This window comes from Microbacterium sp. LjRoot205 (genome assembly GCF_056175745.1).
On sequence record NZ_JBGFFH010000001.1, the window covers coordinates 107,688 to 120,037 of the forward strand.

Below are 12,350 nucleotides of genomic sequence, written 5' to 3' on the forward strand. Positions count from 1 at the left end.
TTGCCACCGGCGAGTGTATGGGCGGGTTCTCAGGATTCGCACAGGTTTGCTCCTCGGAACTAGATCCCGTTCATAGTGAGACTCAGTTCCTTGTAGCTGTTCGACAAACGTCGCGACCTCACGCCCACGGACGGCCGGATGCCACGGCGCCCTCCACTCGCGACAGTGCAGCGAATGCCTGCGCGAGGTCGGCGATCAGGTCGTCGACGTTCTCGAGACCGATCGACAGTCGCAGCACATCGGCGTCGGGGCGCGCTTCCGCCGGCACGGGCCGGTGCGTGAGCGCGGCCGGATGCTGGATCAGCGAATCGACCCCGCCCAGCGAGACGGCGTGGGTGAACAGCGACGTCGATGAGGTGACGGCGGATGCCGCGGCATACCCGCCCCGCATCCGCATCGCGATCATGGCCCCGGTGCCCCGCATCTGACGCTGGATGATGCCCTGCGGGTCGTCGTCGAGTCCGGGATAGAACACCTCGGCGATCTCGGGGCGGTCGATCAGCCACTGCACGATGCGGCGAGCGCTCTCCTGCTGCGCGCGCATGCGCACGGGGAGGGTCGCGAGCCCACGGTGCAGCAGGTAAGCGCCGAGCGGATGCAGCAGACCGCCGGTCACGGCACGCACACGGCGGAGCGCCTCCGTGGTCTGCTCGTCGCAGGCCACCACGCCCGCGATCACGTCGCCGTGTCCGCCGAGGTACTTCGTGGCGCTGTGCAGCGACATCGCCGCACCGTGGTCAAGGGGATTCTGCAGCAAGGGCGTCGCGAAGGTGTTGTCGACGACCACCGGCACGACTCCCGCCTGCGCCACCACGGCGGCGATGTCGGCGATCTCGAGCGTCGGATTGGCGGGGGTCTCCACCACCACGAGTCCCGTGTCCGGACGGATCGATGCGGCGACCTCGGCAGGGTGGCAATAGGTGGTCTCCACACCCAGCAGGCCGGAGCCGAGCAGGTGATCGGTGCCGCCGTAGAGGGGACGCACCGCCACGACGTGGTTCTTCCCCGCTGCGGGGCCGTGCGCGAGGATCACCGCGGTCATCGCCGCCATGCCCGATGCGAAGGCGACGGCGGCCTCGGCGTGCTCGAGCTCGGCGAGGGCGTCTTCGAACCGCCCCACGGTGGGGTTCCAGAGCCGCGCGTAGACCATGCTGCCGTCGGCGGGCGGCCGCCCACCCGTCGCCATCGCCTCGTACGAGTCGCCGCCGCGCTCGATGTCGGGCAGCGGGTTGGTCGTCGACAGGTCGATCGGCGGTGCGTGGACTCCCAGTGCCTCGAGGTCTGAGCGGCCGCTGTGCACGGCGACGGTGTCTGGATGCAACGGTGCAGTCATGTCTGCCACGTTGCCCGAAGCGCGATGGATGCGCAGGGATTCGACAGTATCCGTCGGATTCTGGCTCGTTCTCGATATTCTGAGCAAAGAGACAATACCAGGAGGTGCGGGCATTGGCGAAAGCACAGCTCGACGAGATCGATCTCGAGATCCTCGCCGTCCTCACCCGCGACGCCGAGGTCACGAACAAGGCGCTCGCGCACGGGCTGGGTCTCGCCGAGTCGACATGCGCGCACCGCGTGCGCGCACTGCGCGAGCGCGGGATCATCCGCGACACCCGGATCCGGGTCGACGGATCGGCTCTCGGACTGCCCCTGCAGGCGATCATCAAGGTGCGCCTCGCGAATCACACGGGCCCCAAGGTCACCGCGCTCTTCGACGCGCTGGCGGCCATCCCGCGGGTGCTGCAGGTGTTCCACGTCGCGGGCGTCGACGACTTCCTCGTGCACGTCGCGGTGCAGGATGCCACCGCTCTGCGCGACATCGTGCTCGAGCACATCACGATCCACCCCGTCGTCCGCGGCACCGAGACGCAGCTGGTGTTCGAGCTCCGCGACGGCGCCGGCCTGCTCGCGCGCTGAGCGGATCGTGGGCGAGGATGGACACGTCTGCCGAGCAAGGGAGCCCAGAATGAGCCGCAGCGCCACCGCAGCCACGTCCGCGATCAGAGAGATGCGCGACTTCCTCTTCGCGAATGCCACCGACTACGCGGCGGCGCGAGACGGGTTCGTCTGGCCGACGCCCACGGAGTTCAACTTCGCGCTCGAGTGGTTCGACGTCATCGCGGGCGAGACGCCCGACCGCCCGGCCGTGCAGATCGTCTCGGCCGATCTCAGTCTCGAGTCGTGGACATACGGAGAGCTGTCGTCCCGCTCGGATCAGGTCGCGGCCTGGCTGACCGACCTCGGCATCCGTCGAGGCGACCACGTCATCGTGATGCTCGGCAACACCATCGAGCTGTGGGAGGTGATGCTCGCCATCACCAAGATCGGCGCGGTGTCGATTCCGACGTCGACCCTGCTCTCGGCATCCGACCTCGCCTACCGCGTCGAGCACGGCCGGGCCCGCACGATCGTCACGCTCGGCAGCCTCGCCGAGCGCATCGCCGACATCGACGCCGACGTGCTGCGCATCGGCGTGGGCGACGGCATCCCCGCCGAATGGACGCGCTTCGACGGCTCGTCCGACGCCCCTGCGGCCTTCGAGCCCGACGCCGCCACACCGGCCGACGACACGGCCCTGCTCTACTTCACGAGCGGCACGACCAGCCGCCCGAAGCTCGTGCAGCACACGCACGTCTCGTATCCCGTCGGACACCTGTCGACCATGTGGTGGCTGGGCGTGCGACCCGATGACGTGCACCTCAACATCTCGTCACCCGGCTGGGCGAAGCATGCGTGGTCGAGCTTCTACTCGCCGTTCCTCGCCGAGGCGACGGTGTTCGTCTACAACTACGACCGGTTCGACGCGAACACCCTGATGCAGGTCATGGACACCCACCACGTCTCCACGTTCTGCGCTCCGCCGACGGTGTGGCGGATGCTGATCCAGGCCGACCTCGCGCGACTCACCCACCCGCCGCGGGAGCTGGTCGGAGCGGGCGAGCCGCTGAACCCCGAGGTCATCGACCGGGTGCGCGCGGCGTGGGGCGGCACGATCCGCGACGGCTTCGGGCAGACCGAGATGACGGCGTGTGTGGGCAACTCCCCCGGTCAGGTCGTGAAGGTCGGCTCCATGGGACGCCCGCTGCCCGGGTACCCGGTCGTGCTGCTCGACCCCGCCACCGGAGAGATCGCCGAGCACGAGGGCGAGATCGCGCTCGACCTGACCCACCCTCCGGTCGGGCTCATGGCCGGGTACTACGACGATCCGGACAAGACGGCCGAGTCCCGCGTCGGCGGCTTCCACCACACCGGAGACATCGCCCAGCGGGATGCCGACGGATACCTGACCTACATCGGCCGGGCGGACGACGTGTTCAAGGCCTCCGACTACAAGATCTCGCCGTTCGAGCTCGAATCGGTGCTGCTGGAGCACGACCTCGTGATCGAGGCGGCGGTGATCCCGAGCCCCGACCCGACGCGACTCGCGGTTCCGAAGGCGTACGTGTGCCTGCACCCCGACGCGGTCGGCGCCGAAGCCGACGCCGCCCGCTCGATCTTCGCCTACGCCCACGACCGCCTGTCGTCGCACCTCTGGGTGCGGATCATCGAGTTCGTTCCCGAGCTGCCCAAGACGATCTCGGGCAAGATCCGCCGCGTCGAGCTGCGCGCCAGAGAGGCCGAGCGCGTGACCTCAGGAGACGAGGCCGCACAGCACCGCGACCGCGACTACCGCTGACGAGCTCTCAGCCTGCCAGCGCGGGCTGACTGCCTGTGCTCGGCGTCACCGTGGGGGGGGGCGGCGCGGCGAACGATGCCGTGGAGCTGAGCATCGCGCTCGGGATCCACAGACCGACCGCTCCGCCGGCGAGACCCGCCGCTCCGCGCATGATCGCGATTCCTGCGATGAGCGCACACAGCGCTGCGAGCACAGCCCCCACCACTCCGATCGGCACCAGAATCGATGCCAGTTCGCTTGCCACCCTTGACGATGTCATCACGACCCCCCGGTCTGCGGAATCTCCGCATCACCAACATTACGAAGTGTCGGCATGCCGGGCATCCATCTCAAGGATGATGTTCTGCAACTGTGACGAGCTGTTCAGCGGCGCGTCAACCGCGCGAAACGCGAGGTCCTGATCACTCGCACCGGCTGGGTGACGACCGCGTCCACGACCATCGAGCCGTCGGTGGGTCCGATGATCGCCATCGCCGAGGTCTCGGTGGCCTCGACGGGGTCGACGCGCATGCGGCCGAGCGACCGGTGCGCACGCACGTACGCCGGCACCAGCAGCACGATCGCGCCGAGCCAGGCGAGAGGGTTGCTGAGCGCGACGCCCTCGAAGCCGATGAGCGCGCCGAGCACGATCGCGGCGCCCACGCGCATCACCAGCTCGATCACACCCGTGACGGTGGGCACCAGGGTGTGGCCGAGGCCCTGCAGCGCACCACGGAGCACGAACAGCACGCCGAGCGCCCAGTATCCGCATCCGTTGATGATCAGCATGAGGTGCGCGAGTTCGACGACCCCATCCGCCGCCGCGCCCTCGCCGACGAACAGCCGCACCAGCGGCGCCCCGAACGCGATGATGACGCCTCCGAGCGCGATGCCGGCGGCGATCGCCATCCAGGTGCCCTCCACGACACCGCGGCGGATGCGGTCGGGTCGGCGTCCGCCCAGGTTCTGCGCCGTGTACATCGACGAGGCGAGACCCAGCGACGAGAGGAAGGCCACGGCGAGGCCGTCGACACGGGACGCCGTCGTATAGGCGGCGACGGCCTCGGAGCCGAGGGTGTTGAGGGCCACCTGCACGACGAGCGTGCCGATCGCGATGATCGACGCCTGGAAGCCCATCGGCAGGCCGAGGCGCAGGTGCTCTCGGATGTCGTCGCGGGTGACGCGCCAGTCGGCACGACGCAGGTGCAGCATCGGCAGCCGGCGACGCACGAACTCGAGGCACAGCACGACCGACACGGCCTGGGCGACGACGGTCGCGAGAGCCGCACCCGCCACGCCCCAGTCGAGCGGGCCGACCATGAGGATCACGAGGCCGACGTTGAGCGCACACGACACCGTGAGGAAGATCAGCGGCGTGCGCGAGTCGCCGATGGCACGGATGATCGCCGAGAGGAAGTTGAAGAACATCGTCGCGCTGGCGCCGATGAAGCTGATCTGCGTGAAGATCGTCGCCTCGGCCATGAGCTCGTCAGGCGTCTGCAGCAGGGCGAGCGTCGGCGCCGCGATCAGCGGCGCGACGATCGTGAGCACCACGCTCGTGATGCCGGTCAGGATCACGCCCGTCGCGACCGAGCGACGCACCGCTGCGCCGTCTCCCGCGCCGAACGCCTGCGCGATCGGGATAGCGAAACCGCTCGTCAGGCCCCAGGCGAAGCCGATCAGCAGGAACAGCAGGCTGCCGGTCGCGCCGACGGCGGCGAGGGACTCGACGCCGAGGTGCCGGCCGACGACGACGGCATCGGCGAACTGGTACATCTGCTGCACGACATTGCCGAGCAGCAGGGGGATCGAGAACGACAGGATGACACGCCACGGGCGGCCCGTGGTGAGAGAGGTGGCCATGGTGGGAGCGGCTCGCAGAACTGGGGGGATGATCGGGGGTCGAACCAGGATATCGAATCGATTCGGTTAACTGCCATCCCCGATCGGCCATTACGGTCGGAAAGATGCCGCAGCGGGACGCGGCGCCCAACACCGGAGGTTCGAGCGATGACGACAGAGAGAACACGGGGATCCGTCGGGGTGGACGGAACCGCCGACGGCGACGACCAGCACCTGAAGAGGGCCCTGAGCAACCGTCACATCCAGCTGCTCGCGATCGGCGGCGCCATCGGCACCGGCCTCTTCATGGGCAGCGGCAAGACGATCTCGGTCGCGGGCCCCTCGGTGATCTTCGTCTACATGATCATCGGCTTCATGCTCTTCTTCGTGATGCGGGCGATGGGCGAGCTGCTGCTGTCGAACCTCAAGTACAAGTCGTTCAGCGACTTCGCGAGCGACCTGCTCGGCCCGTGGGCCGGCTTCTTCACCGGATGGACGTACTGGTTCTGCTGGGTCGTCACCGGAGTCGCGGATGTGATCGCGATCGCGGGGTACACGGATGCGCTGATCCCCGGCATCCCGTTGTGGATCCCCGGCGTCCTCGTGATCGTCATCCTGCTCGCACTGAACCTGCCCACCGTCGCCGCGTTCGGCGAGATGGAGTTCTGGTTCGCGCTGATCAAGATCATCGCGATCGTCGCGCTCATCGTCACGGGTCTCGTGATGATCTTCACCGGCTTCCAGCACGATGCGGGAACCGCGAGCTTCAGCAACCTGTGGGACCACGGCGGCATGTTCCCGCACGGCTTCATGGGCTTCGTCGCCGGGTTCCAGATCGCCGTGTTCGCGTTCGTCGGCGTCGAGCTCGTCGGCACCGCCGCGGCCGAGACCAAGGACCCCGAGAAGAACCTGCCCAAGGCGATCAACGCGATCCCGATCCGCATCCTGCTCTTCTACGTGGGCGCGCTCATCATCCTGATGGCGGTCACCCCGTGGACCGAGTACGTCGCCGGCGAGAGCCCGTTCATCGCGATGTTCGCCCTCGCGGGTCTCGGCATCGCCGCGACGGTGGTGAACCTCGTCGTGCTGACCTCGGCCATGTCGAGCGCCAACTCGGGCATCTACTCGACGTCGCGCATGGTGTTCGGCCTCGCGCAGGACGGCGACGCCCCGCGCGTCTTCGGCCGGCTGTCGAAGCGACGTGTGCCGCAGAACGCTCTGTTCCTGTCGTGCATCCTGCTGCTCTCGGGCGTCGTGCTGCTCTACGCGGGCAAGGACATCGGCACCGCGTTCGACATGGTGACCACGGTCTCAGCCGTGTGCTTCATGTTCGTCTGGACGATCTTCCTCTGCAGCTACCTCGTGTACCGCCGTCGGCGGCCGGAGAAGGTCGCAGCGTCGAAGTTCCGCATGCCGGGCGGCATCTTCATGGTGTACGTGGTGCTCGCGTTCTTCGTGTTCATCCTCTGGGCGCTCACGACGCAGCCCGACACCCTGATCGCGCTGCTCGTGACGCCGATCTGGTTCGTGCTGCTGCTCGTCGCCTGGATGTTCGTGCGCACGTCGCAGAACCATCTGACCCGTCATGCGGAGCACATCGCGTACCTGCGCGACGACTCCCCGGAGTAGTCCTGCTCGTGCCGAGGGAGGGTCTGACAGCCCCTCCCTCATCGTCGAGGCCGCGCATAGCGTCGGTCTCGACGAAAGGACACGCAATGCACACTCGCACACTCGGACAGGGCCTCGAGGTCTCCGCCGTCGGGCTCGGATGCATGGGGATGTCGCAGAGCTACGGGCCGAACCCGGGCACCCGCGACGAGATGATCGGCGTGCTGAGGTCGGCTCTCGACCTCGGCGTCACCTTCTTCGACACCGCGGAGGTCTACGGCCCCTATGTGAACGAGGAGCTGGTCGGCGAGGCTCTCGAGCCCATCCGCGACCAGGTCGTCATCGCGACGAAGTTCGGGTGGCGCATCGAAGACGGCAAGAGCGTCGGGCTCGACAGCCGGCCGGAGCAGATCAGACGCGTCGCCGAGCAGTCGCTGCGTCGCCTGCGCACCGACGTGATCGACCTCTTCTACCAGCACCGTGTCGACCCGGATGTGCCGATCGACGACGTCGCAGGCACGGTGGCCGAGCTCATCGCCGAGGGCAAGGTGAGGCACTTCGGGCTGTCCGAGGCATCGGCCTCGACGATCCGCCGGGCCCATGCCGTGCAGCCCGTCACGGCGCTGCAGAGCGAGTACTCGCTGTGGACGCGCGACCCTGAGGCCGAGATCCTGCCCACACTCGGCGAGCTCGGCATCGGCTTCGTGCCGTTCAGCCCGCTCGGCAAGGGGTTCCTCACCGGCACGGTCGATCGCACCACCTCATTCGCTGACGGTGACATCCGCGGCACGATCCCGCGCTTCAGCGAGGAGAACCGGGCGGCGAACGAGGCGCTGGTCGGCCACGTCGCCTCGCTCGCGGAGTCCAAGGAGGCCTCCCCCGGCCAGATCGCCCTCGCGTGGCTGCTCGCTCGGGAGCCGTGGATCGTGCCGATTCCCGGCACGAGGCGCACGTCGCGGATCGCCGAGAATGCGGGAGCCACCACGGTGGCCCTGTCGGCCGACGAACTCGCCGACCTCGATCAGCTCGCCGACCGGGTCGGCGTGCAGGGAGATCGGTACAACCCGCAGCAGATGTCGTTCGTCGACCGCTGAGTCGACATCTGAGTCGACCGCTGAGCAGCGGCGTGCGCTGGGTAGTCTGAGGCGGATGACTCCGCCCCGCACCTACCCGGCCACGATCGCCGCGCCCGTGGAGCATGAACTCATCATCAAGAAGTCGCGGTTCATCGCGACCCTCGAGCCGGTCACCTCGGTCGAGGACGCGGATGCCGTGATCGCACGCCTGCGCAAGCAGTGGTGGGATGCGCGGCACAACTGCAGCGCGATGGTCACCGGCCTGCTCGGCGATCAGGCCCGCTCGTCGGATGACGGTGAGCCGTCCGGCACTGCGGGGGTGCCGATGCTCGAAGTGCTCAGACGCCGAGAGCTGACGGACGTCGTGGCAGTGGTGACCCGCTACTTCGGCGGCGTGAAGCTCGGCGCCGGCGGGCTCGTGCGGGCCTACTCGACCGCTGTCTCGGAAGCCCTCGATCTCGCATCGCTCGTGCACCGGCAGTCTCTGACCCAGGTGACGATCGACGTCGCGCAGGCGGATGCCGGACGCTTCGACAACCTTCTGCGCGACTGGGTGCCGCGTCACGGTGCGACGCTCGGCGAGCCCCGGTACGCAGCGCTGGCGACTCTCGAGGTGTGGGTGCCTGCGCAGGAGCTCGACCGGCTCGCGGATGACATCGCAGCGGCATCCGCCGGTTCCGTGATTCCGGTGATCGGCGTGGAGCGCGTCGTCGACGTGCCGGCCTGACCCCGGCCGACGCGCCCGGCTGATCCACAACAGCATCCGGATATTCTGGATGCCGCGATCTCGGAAGGAGAGCGATGTTCGACAGCCCGCTCTCGGCTTCCGCCTATGAGATCCTCGGCGTGGACCCGACCGTCGACGACGGCGAGCTGCGGCGCGCGTATCGCCTGCGCCTGCGGCAGACCCACCCGGATACGGGCGGAGACGCGGCCGTCTTCATCCAGGTGCAGCAAGCGTGGGAGCTGATCGGCACCCCCGAGGGCCGCGCCGCCTACGACCGTCGCTCGGGTGCGCACCCCGGCATCCCGGCCGAGCCTGAGTGGAACGGCTGGCGACCGCAGTCGGCCGCCCGCACGGACACCCGCCCTCGAGCTCGCTCGTACGGGCATCCCGGCGGGTGGCGCCGCGAGCGCTACCTGTCGCTGATCCGCGAATGGGCCGGCCGTGGCGTCGAGGTGCCCGACCCCTATGACCCGGCGCTCGTGCGCTCGGCCCCGCGCGACCTGCGACGCCTGCTCGCCGATGCTCTCGCCGAAGAGGCGACCGCCCGCACGGTGAGCGCGCTCGGCATGGGCTTCACGGTGTGGCACGACGTCGCCACAGGAGCGGATGCCGACGACAAGCTCGACCATGTCGTGCTCAGCCCCTCGGGCCTCTACGGCGTCATGTCGGAGGACTTCGGCGGAGTCGTCGGGTTCCGTCGGGGCGAGATCACCGGCCCGAGTCTCGGCACACGCGCGCCCGTCACCGCCGCACTCTCGCGCATGCGCACCGTGGCCAAGGCCGCGCGGGTGAAGTTCGGCGGACTGATCATGGTGCTCCCCGACGACGATCTCGCGCAGGCCGTCACCCCGCTCGGCAGCAGCCGCGGCGTTCCCGTGGTCGTCGTGCGTCGCAGTGCGCTCGCGATGGTGCTGCGCCAGGGAGTCCCCGGTGCCCGCGCCATCGGCGGCAACGAGCTGTTCGACGTGCGCACACGCCTGCAGCAGACCGTCACCTTCGTCTGACACGGATCCCTGAGATCGACCGCCGCTCTTGACCGCGGTTGTCAAACCGGTTTACACTCGCTTCACCCGCACTCGTCAAACCGGTTAAATCGTGCCGCGCCGAGTGCTCAGGGATCAACCCGGAAGTTCCACGAGGAGGTGGCATGAGCCGCACGACGATCGCCGACGTCGCCCGCGAGGCCGGCGTCACCAAGGCCACCGTCTCGCACGCGATGAGCGGCAAGCGGCCCATCTCCGACGACACCAGGGCCAAGGTGCTCGCCGCCGCCGAGAAGCTCAACTGGGTGCCGAGCCAGAGCGCCCGCGCGCTGGCCACGCAGAAGGCCAATGCGATCGCCGTGGTGCTGGCCCGTGACCCCGAGGTCATCGCCAACGACTCGTTCTTCCCCGCGTTCATCGCTGGCGTCGAATCGGTGCTGGCTGAGACCGAGACGGCGCTGATCCTGCAGGTCGTTCCCGATCGGGCGGCCGAGGAGCGGGCCTACCGGTCGCTCAGCCACGGGCGCGCCGACGGCGCCCTGCTGCTCGACCTGCGGAACGACGACTGGCGCGTGCCGCTGCTCGAAGAGCTCGACCTCCCTTCGGTGCTGGTCGGCGCCTACGAGCAGCCGACCCGATTCTCGTGCGTGCGCACCGACGACGATGCGCCCGTGCGCGAGATCATCGCTCACCTGCGTGCCGAGGGCCACGAACGCATCGCTCATGTCTCGGGTCCGCTCGACTACGTGCACTCGCGCGTGCGGGCCGATGCCTACACCGATGCCGTGGGCGGCGATGCCCTGCTGCGCGAGGGCGACTTCACCGCCTCGAGTGGCCGGGAGCGCACCGCCGAGCTGCTCGCGCTGCCCGATCGCCCGACCGCCATCCTCTATTCCAACGACACCATGGCGATCGCCGGGCTGTCGTTCGCCCGGTCGAGCGGCCTCAGCATCCCCCGCGATCTCGCGATCGCCGGCTTCGACGACGACCATCTCTCGGCCCACCTCTCCCCCGCACTCACGAGCGTCTCGTCGGGCCCCGCCGCGCGAGGACGCGCTGCCGCCCGCCTGCTTCAGGCCGACATCCTCGGTGCCGAGCCGCGCACAGAGGTCGTCGACTGCAACGTCGTGCACTTCCGGGAGAGCACAGCCCGCTAGACGATCACCCGAACCATCGCGTCAAGGAGGACAACATGAAGAAGAAGATCCGCGCAGCAGCGCTCCTGGGAGCGGTCGCGCTCGTCGCCACCGGATGCTCATCCGGAGGTGGAGGCGGCGATGCCTCGGGCGAGGGCACCGGCTCGATCGACATCTGGCTGTCGAACAACGAGCAGGAGGTCGCCTGGGGCACCGCCGTCGTCGAGGCCTGGAACGCCGAGCACCCCGACGAGAAGGTCAACGCGCAGGAGATCCCCGCCGGCTCGTCGTCGGAAGAGGCGATCACCGCCGCCATCACCGCCGGCACCGCACCCTGCCTGGTCTACAACGTGGCTCCGGCGGCGGTCTCCGGCTGGGTCAAGCAGGGCGGGCTCGTCGACCTCAGCACCATGGAGGGCGGCAGCGACTACATCACCGAGCGCGGTGGTGAGGTCGACTCGTATGCCACCGACGGGAGCTTCTACCAGCTGCCGTGGAAGTCGAACCCGGTCATGGTGATGTACAACAAGGCCCTCTTCGAGGCTGCGGGCATCGATCCCGAAGACCCCCAGATGGCCTCGTACGACGAGTTCCTCGCCGGGTCGCGCGCGATCGTCGAATCCGGAGTGCAGAGCGCGATCTGGCCGGCACCCACCAGCGAGTTCTACCAGCCCTGGTTCGACTTCTATCCCCTGTACCTCGCCGAGACCGACGGCACCATGCTCGTCGAAGACGGCGCGGCGACGGTCGACTCGGATGCCGGGCGCGAGGTCGCGGAGTTCTGGAAGACCTTCTACGACGAGAAGCTCTCGCCCAACGAGGCGTCAACCGATGACGCGATGTCTGCGGGGACGACCGCCATGCAGCTCGCCGGTCCGTGGGCCATCCCCTCGTACGCCGAGACCGTGGACGTCGGGTTCATGCCCGTGCCGACCAGCGACGGTCGCGAGAACCCGACGACGTTCGCGGACTCGAAGAGCGTCTCGATGTTCACCGCGTGCGAGAACCAGGGCACCGCATGGGAGTTCCTGAAGTTCTCGACGAGCGTCGACAGCGACGGCCAGCTGCTCGAGGCGACGGGCCAGATGCCGATGCGCACCGACCTCACCGAGACCTACGCCGACTACTTCGACGCGAACCCGAACTACGTGGCGTTCGCCGAGCAGGCCGAGGCCACGGCAGACGTGCCCAGCATCCCGAACTCCGTGGAGGCCTGGCAGGCGTTCCGCGACGAGTACTCCGCCGCCGTGATCTTCGGCAAGGAGTCGATCGACGACTTCCTGAAGAACGCCGCGACGAAGATCGACGATCTCGTCGCCGAGTGAT

General features: G+C 68.5%; 11 protein-coding genes. 8 read left to right on the plus strand and 3 right to left on the minus strand.

Going from position 1 to position 12,350, the window contains the following annotated elements; translation table 11 throughout:
- Positions 1-118 precede the first annotated feature (118 nt).
- Positions 119-1,333 (minus strand): trans-sulfuration enzyme family protein, encoded by a 1,215-nt coding sequence (locus AC04ME_RS00585; RefSeq protein WP_475433038.1) that lies wholly within the window; start codon positions 1,331-1,333, stop codon positions 119-121.
- A 104-nt stretch (positions 1,334-1,437) separates the two neighbouring features.
- On the opposite strand from AC04ME_RS00585, the gene AC04ME_RS00590 reads away from it, so the two are divergent.
- The gene (locus tag AC04ME_RS00590; protein ID WP_042540462.1) at positions 1,438-1,914 is read left to right on the plus strand and encodes an Lrp/AsnC family transcriptional regulator; all 477 of its coding nucleotides are present in this window, start codon (positions 1,438-1,440) and stop codon (positions 1,912-1,914) included.
- 49 nt (positions 1,915-1,963) lie between these two features.
- Positions 1,964-3,673 carry an AMP-binding protein gene (locus tag AC04ME_RS00595; RefSeq protein ID WP_475433039.1) on the plus strand — a complete coding sequence of 570 codons (1,710 nt, stop codon included), beginning with the start codon at positions 1,964-1,966 and terminating at the stop codon, positions 3,671-3,673.
- Positions 3,674-3,680: 7 nt separating this feature from the next.
- Here the strand turns inward: AC04ME_RS00595 and AC04ME_RS00600 are convergent, their stop codons facing one another.
- Positions 3,681-3,917, minus strand: coding sequence for a hypothetical protein (locus AC04ME_RS00600; protein WP_475433041.1), 237 nt, complete (start codon positions 3,915-3,917; stop codon positions 3,681-3,683).
- 119 nt (positions 3,918-4,036) lie between these two features.
- Positions 4,037-5,515, minus strand: coding sequence for an MATE family efflux transporter (locus AC04ME_RS00605; protein ID WP_079113804.1), 1,479 nt, complete (start codon positions 5,513-5,515; stop codon positions 4,037-4,039).
- A gap of 147 nt (positions 5,516-5,662) precedes the next feature.
- Here AC04ME_RS00605 and cycA point away from each other — a divergent pair, with 147 nt between their 5' ends.
- The 6 genes from cycA to AC04ME_RS00635 all read left to right on the plus strand — a co-directional run bounded on the left by cycA (position 5,663) and on the right by AC04ME_RS00635 (position 12,349).
- Positions 5,663-7,123 (plus strand): D-serine/D-alanine/glycine transporter, encoded by a 1,461-nt coding sequence (cycA, locus tag AC04ME_RS00610; RefSeq protein ID WP_056374858.1) that lies wholly within the window; start codon positions 5,663-5,665, stop codon positions 7,121-7,123.
- An 86-nt stretch (positions 7,124-7,209) separates the two neighbouring features.
- The gene (locus tag AC04ME_RS00615; RefSeq protein WP_042540451.1) at positions 7,210-8,196 is read left to right on the plus strand and encodes an aldo/keto reductase; all 987 of its coding nucleotides are present in this window, start codon (positions 7,210-7,212) and stop codon (positions 8,194-8,196) included.
- Positions 8,197-8,251: 55 nt separating this feature from the next.
- On the plus strand, positions 8,252-8,905 hold the full coding sequence (locus AC04ME_RS00620) for a YigZ family protein (protein ID WP_475433044.1): 654 nt from the start codon (positions 8,252-8,254) through the stop codon (positions 8,903-8,905).
- A gap of 74 nt (positions 8,906-8,979) precedes the next feature.
- Entirely contained in the window at positions 8,980-9,909 is a 930-nt protein-coding gene (locus AC04ME_RS00625; protein ID WP_475433046.1) for a J domain-containing protein, read from the plus strand.
- Positions 9,910-10,052: 143 nt separating this feature from the next.
- On the plus strand, positions 10,053-11,045 hold the full coding sequence (locus tag AC04ME_RS00630; protein WP_367821615.1) for a LacI family DNA-binding transcriptional regulator: 993 nt from the start codon (positions 10,053-10,055) through the stop codon (positions 11,043-11,045).
- Between the two features lie 35 nt (positions 11,046-11,080).
- Positions 11,081-12,349: an extracellular solute-binding protein gene (locus tag AC04ME_RS00635; protein ID WP_042540443.1), complete on the plus strand. Its 1,269-nt coding sequence runs from the start codon at positions 11,081-11,083 to the stop codon at positions 12,347-12,349.
- Position 12,350: the final 1 nt, after the last annotated feature.